Below are 16,573 nucleotides of genomic sequence, written 5' to 3' on the forward strand. Positions count from 1 at the left end.
GGGCCCCGCGCGCGTAGGGTTCTCGTGTGTGGCGAGCAGAGAGTGACGCTGTGCGCGATGAGCGCGCCGAAGACGCGTCCGATGTGACCCCGGCGGACGTGCGCCTGTCCGACCCGGGTGTGGTCGTCATGCACGCCGCCGTGCCCGAGCAGCGTCGCCTGCGCGAAGAAGCCGCACAGCTCGGTGGCGAGTCGACGCTGCTGCACTACCGCGACGAGGGCGACGCCGGCATCGACATCACCAAGGCGCACCCCGGGAGCCTGCCGCAGTTCATCACCGGCCGCCCCACCCTGCTCTCCAACATGTTCCGCGACGAGGTCGCCCTCCTCACCGCGCGGCGCGCCGCCGAGCGGATCACCTCCAAAGACGTCGAGCTCCGCACCGCCCGCGGTCTCGACACCGTGCACCTCGCGATCGGCATGGCGTCGTGGCGCATCGGCGGCGTCGTCTGCACGGCGCCCGTGCTGCTGCGCCCCCTCGCCATCCGCCGCCACCACAACGATTTCGACCTTCGCCTGCACGGTGGCTTCGTCATCAACCGTGAGCTCGTCCAGGCCGCGCGCACCCACTTCGGCATCTCGATCGATGGTGCCGCGCTCGCCGCGCTCGCCTACGACGGCGGTGTCTTCCAGCCGCAGCCGGTCATCGACCACCTGCGTGCGCTGACCTCGCACATCCCGACGTTCACGGTGCTGCCGCGCCTCGTCGTGTCGACGTTCGCGGACGTGGCATCCGATATGGAACGGGATGCCGCAAACCTCGACCACCCCGTCCTGAACGCGCTCGCCGGCCACCCGGCCGACCGCGAGCGGCTCTCGTTCGTCCGGCCGCAGCCGAGGACGGTCAGCTCGGACGACCGCTCGCCGGCATCCGATCGACTCCTGCTCGACGCGGACGCGGAGCAGGAGGCGGTGCTCGCGCGCATCACCGAGGGCCAGTCGCTCGCCGTGCACACGCTGCCCGGGACGGGTGGCACGCAGACGGTCATCAACGCGGTCGGCGAGCTCGTCCGCGCCGGCAAGCGCGTGCTCGTCGTGAGCGCGCGGCGGTCCACCCTCGACGGTGTGCGGCACCGGCTCGGCGGGGTCGGCCTGCCCGGGCTCGCGGTGTCGCCGACGCGCCTGCACCGCGACCTCATCCGCGCGATCGCCCGGAACGAGAAGGCGGAGCCTCCCAAGGTCTCCGAAGTCGACGACGCACTGGTGCGCCTGCGCACCGTGCTGCGCGACTACCGCGCCGCGCTCACGCAGCGTCACGGGTCGGTCGGCGTCTCGCCGCTCGAGGCGCTCCGCCAGTTGACCGACATCGCGGCGCACGAGCCGCAGCCGACCGCCACAACCCGGTTCGATCTGGCGACGGTGCAGCGGCTCGCGACCCGTCGCGCCGAAGCGGCCCAGACGCTGTCCGCCGCGGCACGGCTGGGGGAGTTCCGCTTCGGTCCCGACGACTCGCCCTGGTACGGCGTCGCGTTCTCGACGACCGAGCAGGCGCGCGCGGCGCACGCACTGGCCGGCCGGCTGCACCGGAGCGAGGTGCCCGGCATCCTCGAACGCGGGTACGAGCTCATTGGGCAGACGCGCATGCGGCCGTTCGGTTCGATCGCCGAGCTCGGTTCCTACGTGCAACTGCTGCAGGGCATCCGCGCGTCGCTCGACCGCTTCAGCCTCACCGTCTTCGAGCGACCCCTTGTCGACCTCATCGCCGCCCACTCGACGCGTCGCGAATCCAGCACGATGACGAGCGCCAACCGCCGCCGGCTCCGCCGCCTGTCGAAGGAGTACGTGCGGCCCGGCATGCACGTCACCGACATGCACGAGGCGCTCGTCAAGGTCCAGCACCAGCGGACGCAGTGGCAGCGACTCGTCGAAGCGGGCGTCAGCCCCGAGGTGCCGCTCGGCCTCGACGATGTCGCGGCTGCCTGGCAGCGCGCGAACGCCGACCTCGCCGAACTCGACGCTGCGCTCGGCCGCACCGAGCCGCTCGCCTTGCTCCCGATCCCGCAGCTGCTGCGAACCCTCGCCGGTCTCGCCGCGGCATCCGATGTCTTCGACAACCTCGTCGAGCGCGCGACACTGCGCGGCGAGCTCGCCCAGCTCGGCCTCGAGCCGCTGCTCACCGAGCTGTCCACGCGGCACGTGCCCGAGCAGGACGTCGCGGCCGAGTTCGAGTTCGCCTGGTGGCGTTCCGCGCTCGAGGCGATGCTCCGCTCCGACCGCGCACTGCTCGGGGCGAACGTCGGTGTGCTGGAACGCCTCGAACGCGACTTCCGCCTCGTCGACGAGGCGCACGCCGGCTCATCCGGACCGCTGCTCGCGTCCGAGCTCGCGAAGCGGTGGCGCATCGCCATCGTCGACGAGCCGCACGAAGCGTCGGCGCTCAAGCGCGCGCTCCGTGGCGGCACCGCGTCGGCCGCCGAGCTCGTGGCATCCGCTCCCACTCTCATGCGCGTGCTCGCGCCGGTGTGGCTCGCCTCGCCGTACGAGGTTCCCCATGTGCCCGACCACCCGGAGTTCGACGTCGTCGTGATCGCGGATGCCGCAGCCCTGTGCGTCGCTGAAGCCGCGCCCGCGCTGCGTCGTGCCCGCCAGGTCGTCGTCTTCGGCGACCCCGTGACGCAGAAGCCGACGCCGTTCCGGCTCTGGTCTGGGCGGGGCGACGACCTCGAAGACCCCGAGGTCCCCTTCGACGACGTGAGCTTGTTCGAGCGGCTGTCGGAGCTGCTGCCGGTTGAGACTCTCACCCGCAGCTACCGCGCCGGCGGCGAAGATCTCGCGGCACTCGTGAACGACGCGTTCTACGACGGCAGGATCGATTCGCTGCCGTGGGCCGGTTCGTACCTCGGCCGCGGGAGTCTCAGCGTCGACTATGTCGAAGGCGGCACCGGCGCCCCCGACCCCGACACCGGCGCGGTCGAAAGCCCTGACGCCGAGGTGGCCCGCGTCGTCACGCTCGTCGTCGAGCACGCGATCAACCGGCCCGCTGAGTCGCTCATGGTGGTCACCGCCTCGCAGAGACACGCCGAGCGGGTTCGTGCGGCCGTCGCGGCCGCGTTCGCCGGCCGTTCCGATGTCGCCGACTTCGTGGGCCGCGAGACCGCGGAACCCTTCGCGGTGCTCGGCCTGGAAGAGTCCGTCGCCGAAAGCCGCGACCGGGTGATCTTCTCGCTCGGGTTCGGCCTCACCAAGCACGGCCGGGTGCTGAGCGACTTCGGCGACCTGTCGACGCCGGACGGCGAGCGGCTGCTCACCGTCGGCATGACCCGCGCGCGCCGCTCGATGGTGATCGTGTCGTCCATCCGTCCGTCCGCATTCGACGAGGGACGGTTGACCCACGGTGCCGCGACGCTGATGTCGATCCTCGGCAGCGTCGCCGCCCGGGGCCGCGAGGCACGACTCGAAGATCTCGCAGACCCACTCACGCTGAGTCTCGCGCAGCACCTGCGCAGCCTTGCGATCTCGGTGGACGTGCACTACCGCGGTGGGCAGCTGCCGCTCGTCGCCCAGTACAAGGGCAAGGCGATCGTGGTGGACTGCGACCCGGAGAGTCGTCACGAGAGTCTGCGCGAGGCGTTGCGTCGCCGCCCGCAGATCCTTCGCAGATTGGGGTGGCACTACGTTCGCGTACACCCGTTCGAGATCTACAATGACCCCGCCCAGGTCGCGCAGCGGGTCGCCGGCATGCTCGGCGTGCGGCCCGAGACGCCGACGGAGCACGGGTCGACTCAGCCGCTCGATGTCGACTGACCGTCAGCGCATCGAGCGGGTGCCCGGCAGCCGCCGCGCGCGGCTGACGGCGGTGCCCGGAACGGATGCCACGCCCGACGTGCAAACGACGGACGCCCCCGCTCCCGCGGGGGAGACAGGGGCGTCCGGGCCGAACGACGAACGCATGCGGAACGACGTCCCGCCGCACTACTGACGCGCGTTACGCGGTCGGCGGCGTCGTAGTCCTCGCGGGCGTGGAGCCCTTCTGCGCCTCGAGGAGGTCGCGGATCTGGATGAGCAGCTCGGTCTCAGTCGGTGCCGGGACGACCTCGTCTGCGACGCCGGCCTTGGCGGCCTGGCGCTCCTTCCACTTGTTCATCGGCATGACGAACGCGAAGTAGACCACGAGGGCGACAGCGAAGAAGCTGATGACAGCCGTGATCAGGTCACCGAGCGGGAAGACGACCTTCTGGCCGTAGATACCGATGATCTCCGGTCCGACCTCGCCACTCGCGTTCGGCTGGTAGAACAGGGCGACCAGCGGGTTGATGATGCTGTCGACGATCGCGGTCACGATCGCGGTGAACGCACCGCCGATGACGACCGCGACGGCGAGGTCGATGACGTTGCCGCGCATGATGAAGTCTTTGAAGCCCTGGAGCATGGCGTTCCTTCCCGAAATCGGCCGTCGGCCGAGGACTACGAACCCGCGGGGGCGGGCGAGGCGGATGCCCCGGACTTCGATGATGTCGAAGAACTCGAAGCGCCGCCACCGGACTCGCCGGAGCCGCCCGTCGATGTCGACGCGCGCGAATCGGTGCGGTAGAAGCCGCCGCCGTTGAAAGTCACGCCGATGGAGCCGTACTGCTTGCGCAGCGCGCCGCCGCATTCGGGGCACTCGGTGAGGGACGCATCCGAGAAGGACTGCACGGCGTCGAAGCGGTGGCCGCACTGCGTGCAGGCGTAGGCGTAGGTGGGCATGAGGACCTCTGTGTGCGAGCGGGATCAGTGATGAAGGACGAGCGTCCGCGTGGGCGTCACGACGCCGGTCACCGGCTGGTCGTGCACCTCGCTGGGCACCTCGTCGAGGAGTTCGGAGTCGAAGATCACGGCGTAGACCGGCGGGCACTTCTCCATCGACCCGATCGTCTTGTCGAAGTAGCCACGGCCCCACCCGAGCCGCATGCCGCTGCGGTCGACGGCCGCGGCAGGGATCACGAGCAGGTCGACGTCGTTCACCGCATCGGGGCTCAGCAGCTCGCCGACGGGCTCCGGCATCCCGAACATTCCTTCAGCGGTCGCGCCCTCCTGTTCGGCGACGGCCCAATCGAGCAGGCCGTCGGCGCGGGTGATGGGAAGGAGGACGCGGATGCCCCGCGCGACGGCGGCGGCGATGAATTCACGGGTGCCGGGCTCCGTCGTCGTGGACAGGAAGCACGACATCGACCGGACGGCGTGCTCGGCCACCAGGCGGTCGAGTTGCTCGCGGACGCCAGCCGCCGCAGTGTCGAGCGCGGCAGCGGATCGTTGCTGACGGCGCTCTCGCAACTCGGCGCGCAGTGCACGCTTCTCGTTGTCGACTATGCCGTCCATAGTCCGATTCTAGGTCGCGTCACATGGAGGACTCATCTAATCGGTAGGGTGTGCAACATGTCTGAGCGCATCAAGGCCGTTATTCCTGCCGCGGGTCTGGGGACCCGGTTCCTGCCTGCCACCAAAGCGATGCCGAAGGAGATGCTGCCTGTCGTCGATAAGCCGGCGATCCAGTACGTCGTCGAAGAGGCCGTGGCCGCCGGGATCGACGATGTGCTCATCATCCTGGGGCGCAACAAGAACAACATCTCGAACCACTTCGACTCGGTGCCCGAGCTCGAGTCGAACCTCGCGAAGAAGGGCGACCTCGAGAAGCTCGACCGTGTCAAGCACTCGACCGACCTCGCCGACATCCACTTCGTCCGTCAGGGCGAGCCGAAGGGCCTCGGCCACGCCGTATACCGCGCCAAGTCGCACGTCGGCGATAGCCGCTTCGCGGTGCTCCTCGGCGACGACCTGATCGACGCCCGCGACGTGCTGCTCGAGAAGATGCTCGCCGAGAACGAGGCATCCGGTCTCACGGTCATCGCGCTCATGGAGGTCGACCCCGACAGCATCCACCTCTACGGCTGCGCGGCCGTCGAGGCGACCGACGACCCCGACGTCGTCAAGGTGACCGGCCTCGTCGAGAAGCCCAAGAAGGAGGACGCCCCGTCCAACTTCGCCGTCATCGGCCGCTACGTGCTGAACCCGGGCATCTTCGACATCCTCGAGCGCACCGAGCCCGGCAAGGGCGGCGAGATCCAGCTGACCGACGCACTGCAGGAGCTCGCCGCTGGCGAGGGCGTGCTGGGTGTCGTCTTCCGCGGCCGTCGCTACGACACCGGCGACCGCGCCGACTACATCAAGGCGATCGTGCAGTTGGCCGTCGACCGCGACGACCTCGGCAAGGAACTGCGCCCCTGGATCAAGGACTTCGCCGCCGACCTGTGAGGTCCGGCGTGCGCGGGTGACGATGGACGGGTCCGTCGTGCGGGCCCACGGTCCGATCTCGATCCGGCTCATCCGCACGCGCGATGCGAAGCCACTGCAGACGGAGCTGCTGCAGAACCGACCGTGGCTGCAGCAGTGGGAGGCGACGAGCCCCGACGGCCCGGTGTCGCTCGACATGCGGGCCGGGGTGCGGCGCCTGCTGCAGCAGCATCGTGACGGCACCGGCATCCCGCTCGTCATGGAATACGACGGCGAGGTCGCCGGGCAGCTGAACGTGTGGGGCATCGCGCGCGGGTCGCTGTCGTCGGCGACCATCGGGTACTGGGTCGGGGAGCGGTTCGCGGGGCGGGGGATCACCCCCACCTCGGTCGCGCTCGCGACCGACCTGTGCTTCGACGAGCTGCGCCTGCACCGCATGGAGATCTGCATCCGGCCCGAGAACGCGAAGAGCCTGCGGGTCGTCGAGAAGCTCGGGTTCCGGTACGAAGGGCTTCGCCGACGGTACATCCACATCGACGGTGACTGGCGCGACCACTACGCGTTCGCACTCGTGCGCGAAGACGTGCCGCAGGGCGTGCTGCACCGCTGGATCACCGGCGGGGTCCCGACGGACCCGTCACCTTCTTCACCTTCAACCAGAACCTGAGACACGCGGGACGGATGCCGCGCCGCGCGGGCCGCGAACCGTACCGTTGGCGGCATGGGTGAGCAGGTCTTCGGCGGCGGCGTGGTCGTGCTCGTCGCCGTGCTCCTGTGGCTCGTCTATCTGCTGCCGTCGTGGCATGGACGTCACCAGTACGAAGCGGCTGAGCGCAACGCCGTCCGCCTCAATCAGGCGCTGCGCGTCCTCGCCCAGACCAGCGAGACCCCCGATGAGGTCCGCCTCGAGCTCAACGCTCGCACGGCCCTCGCCCAGCAGCGTCTCGCGCGCCGCGTGCAGGCCGAGCAGGAGAGCGTCGGCCTCGAGGCCGCCCGCGCCGAACTGGCCGCGGCGAAGGCCCAGGCCGCCCTCGATCGCGACCTCGCCCGCGCCGAACGCCGGAGCGCCGCCGAGACCGCCGCCGCCGCCGCGCAGCAGGCTCGTGCCGAAGCCGCCGCCGCGCAGTCCCGCGCCCGTGCCGAAGCCGCCGTCGCCCGCGAGCGCGTGCTCGCCGAAGCTGCCGCCGCGAAGGCCGCACCGGCTGCCCGTCGCGCCCGCGCGCGTCGTCGCGTCCGTTTCGTCGCGACGATCGTCGCGTTCGCGTCGCTGGCCGCCGCCGGCTGGGGTGTGTACCTCGCCGTCACGGCCGTGAGCTGGACGGTGCTCGTCGCGGCATCCGTCGTCTTCGTCGCCAGCCTCGCGATGCTCGGTCAGATGCGCGCGGTCGCGCGGCGTGCGGCTGTCGCGACTGTCGCCGAGCCGGTCGTCCGGGTCGCCCGCGACGTGCAGGACGTCGAACTCGTCGCCGAGGAGATCGGCTGGATGCCGCGCTCCCTGCCGCAGCCGCTGACCGCCGCCGCGGGGTCGCGTGCCGCCGCCGTCCTCGACGGAGCCGCAGCGCGTGAGGCGCTCCGCCGGGCCGGCGTGGAGGAGGCGATGCGCGAGCGCGTCGCCCAGGCCGCGCCGCCGTCGATCGACACGGCGCGCCGCACTCGGACGGCCGAGACCGCCTTCAGCGGACCCGCCAGCGATGAGAACATCGAGGCGCACGTGCGCCGTCTGCTGGAGCGTCGCGCCGTCGGTGAGTGACCCTGCCGACGTCGTTCGGCAGAGTCCGTGCGTGATAGTGTTGATGCTCTTGGGCCTGTGGCGCAGTTGGTAGCGCGCTTCGTTCGCAATGAAGAGGTCAGGGGTTCGAATCCCCTCAGGTCCACGGTGAAAAGCCTCCGCGATGCGGGGGCTTTTTCGTGCGCCCCGTGTGCTCAGTCGGGGAGGCGGACGGCGGCGATCGCGGCGTCGAGTTCGGCGGCGCGGCGGATGGACGACCAGTCGAGCTCGGCGGCCGCGATGTCGGCGGCGGCGGTGAGGACGTGCGTGCCGGGGTCGCCGCGGCGGCCGATGCCGGTGCGGTTCAGCAGGATGTCGGTGAGGTGCACGACCGCCTCGTGGCGGGCCGCGAACGCGACCTGCGCGAGCACCTCGCCGTCGTCGGTGGCGGATGCCGCGAGCCGGCCGCCCTCGGCCGCGATGGCGCGCACGGCGGCGGCATCCGTCCCGTACAGCCGGTCGAGCAGGGTCGACGTCGACGCGTCCACCGGAGCCGACGCGTCGAGCGGTGAGTGCGCGGTCCGGCTCGGCGCGATCCGCGTGCCCAGGGTGCGGCCGAGATGCGAGACGACCCGCTGCGCGAAGGCGCGTGCGGTCGTGTACTTGCCGCCGGTCGCGGTGACGAGCCCCCGTGCGCCTTCACGCGTGTGGTCGACGAGCTCTGACGATCGCGAGGCGCGATACGTGTCGGTACCGGACCCGGTGCCGGACTCGGTGAGCGGTCGCAGGCCGCCGTACGCCGCCAGGACGTCGTCCATCGAGAGTCGAACGGGCATCTTGCTCGTCGCGTTGATATCGGCGACGAACCGCTCGATCGATGCGCGGGTGAGACGCCACTCGTCCACTTCGCCGGTGTACGGCGTCTCGGTCGGGCCGATGAGGGTGCGGCCGCGCCACGGCGCGAAACTGAAGTGCGAGCCCGAAGAGACGGTGAGCACCATCGTCTCGGTGAGCGGGCGGGTGACCAGGTAGATCCCCTCCGAGCGCACCGGCGGTGCATCACCCGCAGCGCGCTTCGTCCCCGCCTGCGCGGCGAGGAGGTCCCGCGCCCACGGGCCGCTCGCGTTCACCGTCACGCGGGCCCGCACGTGCGTGCTCGCACCCGACACGAGGTCTGTGACCGCGGCGCCGACGACCTGCCCGCGGCGGACGAGCAGCTCGTCCGCGCGGACGTAGTTCGCGACCCGGGCGCCCGCGGCGACCGCCGAGCGCACGAAGGCGAGGGTGAGCCGCTCGGGCGAGAGCATCATGGCATCGTGGAACAGGATGCCGCGGCGCAGGTGCCCGAGCCCTCGGTCGTCGAGGTCGTCGGCGGACAGCGACCGGTGCGCAGGAATCCGGTGGCTCGCGGCGACGCGGTTCCGGTCGAATGAGAGCAGGTCGTAGACGGTCAACCCGAGCTTCTCGACGAGCCCCGGATCGGGGAGCACCATGCCGATGGGGGAGACGAGCCCCGGCGCGATCGTCGAGAGGATCCGCCGCTCCGCGAGCGACTCGCGCACGAGCCCGACCTCGAGGTTCCGCAGATACCGCAACCCGCCGTGGATGAGCTTGCCGGTCGCGGCGGAGGTCGCCGCGCCGAAGTCGCCCCGCTCGACGAGGTGCACCGACAGTCCGCGGCTCGCCGCCTCGTGGGCGATCGCCGCGCCCGTGATGCCGCCGCCCACGACGAGGACGTCGACGACACCGGCATCCGTCAGCGCGTCGCGGGTGATCGTGGTCGTCACCGGGCGGGCTCCTCGACGTGGAGGCCATTGCGGATGCCGCGCAGGAGCGTCTCGCGCTCGCTCGCGATGTCGAGCAGTCCCAGTCGCAGCACGCGCGCCGTCGTCGCCCACCGGTCGATCGCCGCGGTCGTCATGCCGGTGAGTGTCTGGTACTCCCGGAGGTACCCGCGGCCCATCGCGCCGCGCGCGGCACCGTAGACGAGCTGCTGCAGTTTCGAGGCGCCGGGGAAGAGCTCGGCCTCGGTGAACAGCAGCCGGGTCATCGCGACGTCGGCGGCAGGGTCGCCGACCGCGGTCGACTGCCAGTCGATCGTCGCGCGGCCGCCGGCGTGCTCGAAGACGTTCATCGGGTGGAAGTCGAGGTGCAGCGGGCGGTCGCCGCGGGGGAGCGACGCGAGGTGGTCGCGCAGGGCGGCCTTCTCAGCGGGGGTGAGCGGCGCCAGCGGCGGCGTGTCGATGAGGTCGGCGGCGACCGTGCGCACGTCGACGAAGGCGTCGGTGCGGGCGCGGTGGATGCGGGCGTGCTCGGCGGCGAGAGCCCGGGCGACGCGACCCATGCGCAGCACGTTCTTCTCGGCGACGGTCGTCAGTGCAAGTCCGTCGATGCGGTCGAAGGCGACCGCGCGGCCGCCCTCGACCTCGACGCGGCCGTGACAGCGGATCGGGGTGAGCGCGAGGTCGTACGCGGTCTGCGAGTCACCGATCTCGCGGTCGATGAGGTGATCGGGCCAGTCGTCGTGGTACCGCTTCGCGACGCGGCCGCCCTTCAGCGCGTAGACGTCCGCCGTGCGGCCGTTCGCGACGAGCGCCCCGAGCTGCGCGATCATGCCGGGACCGGCTTCGTCGAGCCGTAGCCGAGCAGCGTTGCGTGGGCGATGACCGCGAGCTGTTGCGCCTCGTCGAGCGATCGCGGCGTGCCCGCCGCCTGTGCGCGCAGATAGAGATCGCTCAGCCACTCGACCAGGACAGCGTGCTCGACGGCGGCAGCCAGGTTCGGACCGAGCGCGACGGCGCCGTGGTGGGCCATCAACGCGGCGAGGCGGCCGTCGAGGGCGGCCCCCACCGCTGCCGCGAGCTCGGCGGTGCCGAATGCGTGGAACGGCGCGACTCGGAGCGCGCCACCCAGGACGAGCTGCTGGTAGTGGATAACGGGCAACTCGTCGAGGACGAGCGAGAGCGCCGTCGCAGCGGGCGAATGGCTGTGGACGACCGCGCTCACGCGCTCGGGCAGCGCGGCGCGGTAGACGCCGAGGTGCAGCCCGAGCTCCGACGTCGGCGCGAGCGTGCCCTCGACGACGTCACCGCCCATGGTGACGACGGTCACCTGTTCGGCGGTGAGCTCGGCGAGGACTGCGCCGGTCGCGGTGACCGCGACGACGTCGCCGCTGCGCGCACTGACGTTTCCGGCCGTTCCGACGACGAGACCGCCCTCACCGAGTCTGCGAGCGGCATCCGCGACTGCGAGGCGCAGATGGAGGTGCGGTGACGTCGTCGACATGGTGCTAGCGTTGCGGCCACCTGTAAGCAAAGTCAAGTTTGATTTTGGAGCGAGATGCCCGAGTCGGATGCCGTCACTGTCGCGCTGCGACGCGTGCCCACGCAGACGCGCTCGCGCGACAAGGTGGCACGGGCGATCGCGGCGGCCGAGGACCTCGTGCGGCGCGAGGGCGTCGAGGCGATCAGCCTGCCACGGGTGGCATCCGAGGCGGGGGTCAGCGTGGGCGCGCTGTATCAATACCTGCCCGACCGAGCGGCGATCACGGCGGCCATCGTCGCGCGGTATCACGCGCGGCTCGAAACCCTCCTCGACGCGGTCATCGACGAGATGGCGGGCGCCGACCTCGGCCCCGATCCCGTCGGGCGCGTGCTCCGCGCCGTCGCCGGGGTGTACCTCGAAGAGCAGCCGGCGCGCTCGCTCGGCACCGTCAGCACGGGTGCCGAAGCGGATGCCGCGCGCGCCGCGCACCGGCACCGAATGGCGGCCAAGGTCGAGGTGCTCATCGGACGCCTCGCGCTGCTCGAGGGCGCGCCCCCGGAGCGGGTCGCAACCGTCGCGCGGGTCGCATTTACCGCGACCGACGCGGTGCTGCGCGACGCGTTCGCGGCATCCGAGCCGGAGCGCGAAGCGCTGCTGGCCGAGATCGAGCGCGTGCTGCGCGCCGCGCTCGGCGCCTAGCGAGCCGCCCCGAATGCGCGGCGGGTGCGGCGTTCGAGGAGCGGCCCCCGTGCGAGCGCGACGAGCAGCGCACCCCAGGCGGGCAGGCCGGCGCCGTTCGCGATGCGGACGACCGCGTTGGTGACCTCGCTCGTTGCGGCGGTCATCGTGTGGATCGTCCGGAGCGGTGCCGAGGCGATGAACTGGATGTCGAGATCGGGCTCGGTCGCGAGATCGGCACGTGCCTTGCGCCGCAGCACCGCCCGGACGAGCAGTCGCACGAGGGGGCTCGGGGAGTGCACGAGCTGATCGAGCGGCGTGTTCCGGTCGAACGGCGGACGCCAGCCCTCCTCGGATGCCGCGCGCGTGACCGTGTCGCCGCCGGGCGTGTCCTCGCCGTCGATCGCGAGTACGGCCCGCAGCGGCAGGTCGGCGCTGTGCCGCCCGACGCGCACCTCCCACTCCCCGCCGAGGCTGCGCCACGCACCGCGCTCGAACCGGCGGAACGTGCGAGCGGTGAACGGGAGTTCGACCCGCTCGGCGGCGCCGGGTTCGACCCTCACGCGTGCGAAGCCCTTGAGCTCGGGCGTCGCGCGACCCTCGCGCGCGATGTACAACTGCACCACTTCGGTGCCGGCGGCCGCGCCGACATTGCGCACGGTGACGGCGGCGCCGTCGGGTGTCACCTCGAGGTCCGACAGCTCGAACGACGTGTACCCCAGCCCGAACCCGAACGGGAACGCCGCCGCGCGGCCGCTCCGATACCCCACCCCGAGGCGTTCGTCGTACCGGGCGACCCGGCCGGTCGCGGGGAAGCCCGGCGACAGCTCACCGGCTGGCATCGTGACCGCCAGTCTGCCCGTCGGGTGCACGCGCCCAGTGAGGACGTCCCAGATCGCCTCGCCGCCCGCCTGTCCGCCGAGATGGCCGTGGACGAGCGCGGCGACCTCGTGACGCCACGGCGTCTCGACCGGGCCGCCGCCGGCGAGGACGGCGACCACCGGGGTGCCCGTCGCGGCCGCCGCTCGCAGCGCCGCGAGCTGTCCGTCCGGAAGTCGCAGGTGCGGGCGGTCGATCCCCTCGGACTCGTGCGCCGCGGGGACGGCGAGGGCAACGACGACGACGTCGGCCGACGCGGCGGCATCCGTCACGGCCGCCAGGAGCGCCGCATCGGTCGTCCCGTCGATCCGGTAGCCCGGCGCGAACGCGGTGACGCCCTCGGCGGCGCTCCGGAGGGACGTCAGCCGTGTCGGCGTGACGATCGACGAGCCGGCACCCTGGTATCGCGGCGTCTCGGCGTACGCTCCGACGAGGGCCACCCGCGCGTCGGGTGAGAGGGGGAGGATGCCGCCCTCGTTCCGCAGCAGCACGGCGCACGTCGCTGCGGCGTGGCGGGCCAGTTGGTGGTGCGCGTCGAGGTCGACGATCGGCGCGGCGCCTCGGTTCGACGTCCGATCGATCAGTCGCAGCACCTCGGTCACCCGTGCGTCGAGGTCCGCCTCGGACAGTTCGCCCCGCTGCACCGCCTCGACGATCCGCCGCACGGACTCCCAGCCCGGCGAGGGCATCTGCACCGTGCCGCCGGCGCGGACCGAGGCGACCGGGTCGTCGGTACCGCCCCAGTCCGAGACGACCGCGCCGTCGAAGCCCCACTCCTCGCGGAGGATGCGGGTCAGCAGGTCGCGGTGCTCGTGCGCGTACACGCCGTTCACGCGGTTGTACGCCGTCATCAGTGCCCACGGCGCCGCCTCGCGCACGACGATTTCGAATGCCGTGAGGTACAGCTCGCGGAGGGTCTGCTCGTCGACGACCGAGTCGCTGGTGAGACGCCGGGTCTCCTGGCTGTTGACCGCGAAGTGCTTCGGCGTCGCAGCGACCCCCTGTGCCTGCACGCCTCGGACGTAGGCGGCACCGAGCCTGCCGGCGAGCTCAGGGTCCTCGGAGAAGTACTCGAAGCTCCGCCCGCCGCGAGGATCGCGCACGAGGTTCACGCCGGGGCCGAGGAGGACGTCGACACCGGATGCCGCCGCTTCGCGCCCGAGCGCAGCGCCGATCTGCTCCGCGAGCTCCAGGTCCCAGCCGCAGGCGAGCGTCGCGGCCGTCGGGAAGCAGGTCGCCGGCTCGCTCTCGCCGATGCCCAGATGGTCGGCGTCACCGCGCTGCTTGCGCAGGCCGTGCGGTCCGTCGGCCATCCAGAGGGAACGGATGCCGAGCCGCGGGACGGCCCGCGTCTGCCAGACGTCCGCGCCGCTCAGCAGCCCGGCCTTTTCCGTCAGCGTGAGGGAGGCTGTCAGCGTGAGCACGCTCCCGAGGTCGGGCGTCATCGCGTCGCGCGCTGCCACGCCGGCACTGCGGCGAGCAGGAGCACGGCGGGCAGAAGAAACGCGAGGCCCGACCCGGTGACGTCGGTCAACACGCCGACGCCGACCGCGCCGAGCACGGCGCCCGCGTAGTTGAAGAGGTTCACCCGGGCGACCACCTCGTCGCTGCGCGCGGGGTCGACCGCGCCCGCCAGCCCGAACGCGAGCGGCACGAGCGCCCCGACGGCGAGCCCGCTGATCGCGAAGCCGGCGATGGCGCCGGCGGGGACCGGCACGAACGCGACGACGAGCCCGCCCGCGATGCCCATGACGATCGCCGTGCCGAGCAGCATCCGTCGCCCGATGCGCCGCGTCACCGGGTCGGCAACGAGCCGTGCGACGAACACGCCGCCCTGATAGACGGCGAACCCGACCGGGGCGAGGGCGGCCGCGGCGCCGACGGCGGTGAGATGCACCGAGCTCCATGAACTCGCCGCGGAATCGACCGTGAACGCCGCCAGAATCACCAGCCCGACGACCGTGATCGCCCGCCCGTCGAGGCGGGTCGTCCGCTCGCGTCGCGCGGTGCGGGCGGCGCGCTCGCGGCTCAGGAGTCGCCCGAACGCGACGATGAAGACGACCTGCAGTGCCGCCGCCAGCACGAGTGCCGCGAAGGCGGGTGCCCCCGACGCGATGACCCCGGCCATCGCGAGCGCCCCGACGATCGAGCCGCCGGTCGCCGTCGCGTAGAACCGGCCGAGCAGCGGCGTCGCTCGCCCGCGCTGCACGAGGACGCCCTGCATGTTGCAGGAGGCGTCGATGAGTCCCAGCCCGAGCCCGTAGAGGAGGACGGCTGCGGCGATCGAGACCGTGTCCGGTGCGAATGCCGTGGCGCACAACCCCACCGCCTGCACCGCGAACCCGAGCAGCACCCCGTGCCGGCTGCTCGCGCGCAGCGCGACGACATCGGCGAGGAGCGAGCCGAGCGCCGCGGTCACGCACACGCCGAGCAGCACGAGCGACAGGCCCGTGGCATCCAATCCGGTCCGTGACTGGAACGCCGGCAGCGCCGTCACGACGACGGCATAGCCGATGCCCTGCAGGCCGTACGTCGTCGCGACGGCGAGGATCGTGCCGCGGGAGGCCACGTCAGGCCGCTTCCGGGTGCCGCTGCCGCAGCACTGCGAACGCCTCGGCCGCGACCTCGACCGTGCGGTCGATGTCGGCGTCGGTGACCGCGGCGTTGAGGAAGTGGTTGTGGTGCGACGTGAGGTACACGCCCCGCCGCACGCACTCCGCCACCCACTCCTGATGCAGCATCAACGAGTCGGCGGGGTCGGCGACCCGCAGGTAGAACAGCGCCGGCGCACCCGAGGCGACGAGGTCGAACCCGGCATCGGCGCCGGCAGCGACGAGGCCGTCGACGAGCCGGGTGCCGAGCCGGTCGAACAGCGCCGGCGCGTCGAGCTCGCGCAACTTCTGCTGCGTCGCGATGCCGGCGGCGAACGGCACTGCGCTCATCCAGTAGCTGCCGGTGTACGTGATGCTGCTGACCGCCTCGCGCAGCGAGTCGCGTCCCATGAGCGCCGAGACGTTGTAGCCGTTCGCGAGCGCCTTGCAGAAGCAGATGAGGTCGGCCTCGAAGCCGAAGAAGTGGTCGCTGCCGGCGAGATCGAGCCGGAACCCCGCCCGCACGTCGTCGATGATCAGCACGATGCCGTGCTCGTCGCAGAGCTTGCGCACCGCCTGCCAGTACCCGTCTGCGGGGAGCGCGTTGTCGACGAAGTTGCCGTGCATGTACGGCGTCGCGATCAGTGCGGCGATCTGCCCGCGGTGCGCACCGAGCAACGCACGGAGGGCGTCCAGGTCGTTCCACGGGACGTACAGGTTGTTCGCGACGTCCTCCTCGAGGACGCCGGGGTAGTCGAGTTTCTGCGTCCACGGCGCGACCCCGTGGTAGAAGCCCTTGATGAACACGACCTTCTTGCGCAGCGTCGCCGCACGCGCGGTCATGATCGCGAGGGTGGTGGTGTCGCCGCCGTTCTTCGCGAAGATCGCCCAATCGGCGGATGCCACCTGGTCGACAAGCAGCTCGGCGAAGTCGATCATCACCGTCGACGGGAGCGAAGTGACGTCCTCGCGCTTCGCCTGCTCGGCGGCAGCCGCGGCGACGTCGGGATCGCCGTAGCCGAGGACGTTCGGCCCGTACGCGCACATCCAGTCGATGAACTCGTTGCCGTCGACGTCCCAGAACCGGGTGCCCTCGGCGCGGGCGGCGAACTTCGGGAAGCCGTCGTAGGGCAGGTGCAGACCTTCGGTCGGACCGAGGTGCCCGGGGATGCCGGCGGGGATCACCCGCTGCGCGCGGGTGAACTGCTCGAGGCTACGGGTGAAAACGTATGGCGTGGTCATCG

The 16,573-nt window shown here is 71.7% G+C and carries 15 protein-coding genes and 1 tRNA gene; 7 read left to right on the forward strand and 9 right to left on the reverse strand.

Annotation, left to right across the window (positions count from 1 at the left end; translation table 11 throughout):
- Nucleotides 1-50 precede the first annotated feature (50 nt).
- The gene (locus tag QNI14_RS01695; RefSeq protein WP_430539225.1) at nt 51-3,743 is read left to right on the forward strand and encodes an AAA family ATPase; all 3,693 of its coding nucleotides are present in this window, start codon (nt 51-53) and stop codon (nt 3,741-3,743) included.
- Nucleotides 3,733-3,918 carry a hypothetical protein gene (locus QNI14_RS01700; RefSeq protein WP_283714453.1) on the forward strand — a complete coding sequence of 62 codons (186 nt, stop codon included), beginning with the start codon at nt 3,733-3,735 and terminating at the stop codon, nt 3,916-3,918. Before QNI14_RS01695 ends, QNI14_RS01700 begins: the two co-directional genes overlap by 11 nt.
- 6 nt (nt 3,919-3,924) lie before the next feature.
- Here QNI14_RS01700 and mscL read toward each other — a convergent pair whose 3' ends face one another.
- The 3 genes from mscL to QNI14_RS01715 are packed head-to-tail and all read right to left on the reverse strand — an operon-like array spanning nt 3,925 to nt 5,297.
- A complete protein-coding gene (mscL, locus tag QNI14_RS01705; protein WP_283714454.1) occupies nt 3,925-4,368 on the reverse strand; it encodes a large conductance mechanosensitive channel protein MscL in 444 nt (147 codons plus the stop codon).
- 35 nt (nt 4,369-4,403) lie between these two features.
- The gene (locus QNI14_RS01710) at nt 4,404-4,685 is read right to left on the reverse strand and encodes an FmdB family zinc ribbon protein (RefSeq protein ID WP_283714455.1); all 282 of its coding nucleotides are present in this window, start codon (nt 4,683-4,685) and stop codon (nt 4,404-4,406) included.
- 24 nt (nt 4,686-4,709) lie between these two features.
- Nucleotides 4,710-5,297, reverse strand: coding sequence for a 5-formyltetrahydrofolate cyclo-ligase (locus tag QNI14_RS01715; protein ID WP_283714456.1), 588 nt, complete (start codon nt 5,295-5,297; stop codon nt 4,710-4,712).
- Between the two features lie 57 nt (nt 5,298-5,354).
- Between QNI14_RS01715 and galU the strand changes: the two genes are divergently transcribed.
- From galU to QNI14_RS01735, 4 genes are all read left to right on the forward strand, one after another.
- A complete protein-coding gene (galU, locus tag QNI14_RS01720; RefSeq protein WP_283714457.1) occupies nt 5,355-6,230 on the forward strand; it encodes a UTP--glucose-1-phosphate uridylyltransferase GalU in 876 nt (291 codons plus the stop codon).
- A 22-nt stretch (nt 6,231-6,252) separates the two neighbouring features.
- Complete coding sequence (locus tag QNI14_RS01725; protein ID WP_283714458.1) at nt 6,253-6,876, forward strand: GNAT family N-acetyltransferase; 624 nt, start codon at nt 6,253-6,255, stop codon at nt 6,874-6,876.
- A gap of 54 nt (nt 6,877-6,930) precedes the next feature.
- Nucleotides 6,931-7,959 carry a large exoprotein gene (locus QNI14_RS01730; RefSeq protein ID WP_283714459.1) on the forward strand — a complete coding sequence of 343 codons (1,029 nt, stop codon included), beginning with the start codon at nt 6,931-6,933 and terminating at the stop codon, nt 7,957-7,959.
- A gap of 51 nt (nt 7,960-8,010) precedes the next feature.
- Nucleotides 8,011-8,083, forward strand: a tRNA-Ala gene (locus QNI14_RS01735).
- A gap of 49 nt (nt 8,084-8,132) precedes the next feature.
- On the opposite strand, the gene QNI14_RS01740 is transcribed toward QNI14_RS01735, so the two are convergent.
- Genes QNI14_RS01740 through QNI14_RS01750 form a run of 3 tightly spaced genes read right to left on the reverse strand, consistent with a single transcriptional unit; the run spans nt 8,133 to nt 11,202 of the window.
- Nucleotides 8,133-9,704 carry a glycerol-3-phosphate dehydrogenase/oxidase gene (locus QNI14_RS01740; protein ID WP_283714460.1) on the reverse strand — a complete coding sequence of 524 codons (1,572 nt, stop codon included), beginning with the start codon at nt 9,702-9,704 and terminating at the stop codon, nt 8,133-8,135.
- Nucleotides 9,701-10,531 carry an aminoglycoside phosphotransferase family protein gene (locus QNI14_RS01745; protein ID WP_283714461.1) on the reverse strand — a complete coding sequence of 277 codons (831 nt, stop codon included), beginning with the start codon at nt 10,529-10,531 and terminating at the stop codon, nt 9,701-9,703. The genes QNI14_RS01740 and QNI14_RS01745 overlap by 4 nt, the downstream gene beginning before the upstream one ends.
- The gene (locus tag QNI14_RS01750) at nt 10,528-11,202 is read right to left on the reverse strand and encodes a class II aldolase/adducin family protein (protein WP_283714462.1); all 675 of its coding nucleotides are present in this window, start codon (nt 11,200-11,202) and stop codon (nt 10,528-10,530) included. The genes QNI14_RS01745 and QNI14_RS01750 overlap by 4 nt, the downstream gene beginning before the upstream one ends.
- Before the next feature lie 54 nt (nt 11,203-11,256).
- Here QNI14_RS01750 and QNI14_RS01755 point away from each other — a divergent pair, with 54 nt between their 5' ends.
- Entirely contained in the window at nt 11,257-11,880 is a 624-nt protein-coding gene (locus QNI14_RS01755; protein ID WP_283714463.1) for a TetR/AcrR family transcriptional regulator, read from the forward strand.
- Here the strand turns inward: QNI14_RS01755 and QNI14_RS01760 are convergent.
- The 3 genes from QNI14_RS01760 to QNI14_RS01770 are packed head-to-tail and all read right to left on the reverse strand — an operon-like array spanning nt 11,877 to nt 16,571.
- Nucleotides 11,877-14,201 (reverse strand): glycoside hydrolase family 3 protein, encoded by a 2,325-nt coding sequence (locus tag QNI14_RS01760; protein ID WP_283714464.1) that lies wholly within the window; start codon nt 14,199-14,201, stop codon nt 11,877-11,879. The two genes, QNI14_RS01755 and QNI14_RS01760, sit on opposite strands and share 4 nt — an antisense overlap.
- The gene (locus QNI14_RS01765) at nt 14,180-15,307 is read right to left on the reverse strand and encodes an MFS transporter (RefSeq protein WP_283714465.1); all 1,128 of its coding nucleotides are present in this window, start codon (nt 15,305-15,307) and stop codon (nt 14,180-14,182) included. The genes QNI14_RS01760 and QNI14_RS01765 overlap by 22 nt, the downstream gene beginning before the upstream one ends.
- Before the next feature lies 1 nt (nt 15,308).
- The gene (locus tag QNI14_RS01770; protein WP_283714466.1) at nt 15,309-16,571 is read right to left on the reverse strand and encodes an aminotransferase class III-fold pyridoxal phosphate-dependent enzyme; all 1,263 of its coding nucleotides are present in this window, start codon (nt 16,569-16,571) and stop codon (nt 15,309-15,311) included.
- Between the last annotated feature and the right edge of the window lie 2 nt (nt 16,572-16,573).

Origin of the sequence: Microbacterium dauci (assembly GCF_030065535.1) — a bacterium.
GTDB classification, from domain to species: Bacteria; Actinomycetota; Actinomycetes; order Actinomycetales; family Microbacteriaceae; genus Microbacterium; species Microbacterium dauci.

Bases quoted from the DNA above. Each gene is read 5' to 3' on its own strand.
- QNI14_RS01700 (WP_283714453.1), top strand. From the start codon at position 3,733: ATGTCGACTGACCGTCAGCGCATCGAGCGGGTGCCCGGCAGCCGCCGC.
- mscL (WP_283714454.1), bottom strand. From the start codon at position 4,368: ATGCTCCAGGGCTTCAAAGACTTCATCATGCGCGGCAACGTCATCGAC.
- QNI14_RS01710 (WP_283714455.1), bottom strand. From the start codon at position 4,685: ATGCCCACCTACGCCTACGCCTGCACGCAGTGCGGCCACCGCTTCGAC.
- QNI14_RS01715 (WP_283714456.1), bottom strand. From the start codon at position 5,297: ATGGACGGCATAGTCGACAACGAGAAGCGTGCACTGCGCGCCGAGTTG.
- galU (WP_283714457.1), top strand. From the start codon at position 5,355: ATGTCTGAGCGCATCAAGGCCGTTATTCCTGCCGCGGGTCTGGGGACC.
- QNI14_RS01725 (WP_283714458.1), top strand. From the start codon at position 6,253: ATGGACGGGTCCGTCGTGCGGGCCCACGGTCCGATCTCGATCCGGCTC.
- QNI14_RS01730 (WP_283714459.1), top strand. From the start codon at position 6,931: ATGGGTGAGCAGGTCTTCGGCGGCGGCGTGGTCGTGCTCGTCGCCGTG.
- QNI14_RS01745 (WP_283714461.1), bottom strand. From the start codon at position 10,531: ATGATCGCGCAGCTCGGGGCGCTCGTCGCGAACGGCCGCACGGCGGAC.
- QNI14_RS01750 (WP_283714462.1), bottom strand. From the start codon at position 11,202: ATGTCGACGACGTCACCGCACCTCCATCTGCGCCTCGCAGTCGCGGAT.
- QNI14_RS01755 (WP_283714463.1), top strand. From the start codon at position 11,257: ATGCCCGAGTCGGATGCCGTCACTGTCGCGCTGCGACGCGTGCCCACG.
- QNI14_RS01770 (WP_283714466.1), bottom strand. From the start codon at position 16,571: ATGACCACGCCATACGTTTTCACCCGTAGCCTCGAGCAGTTCACCCGC.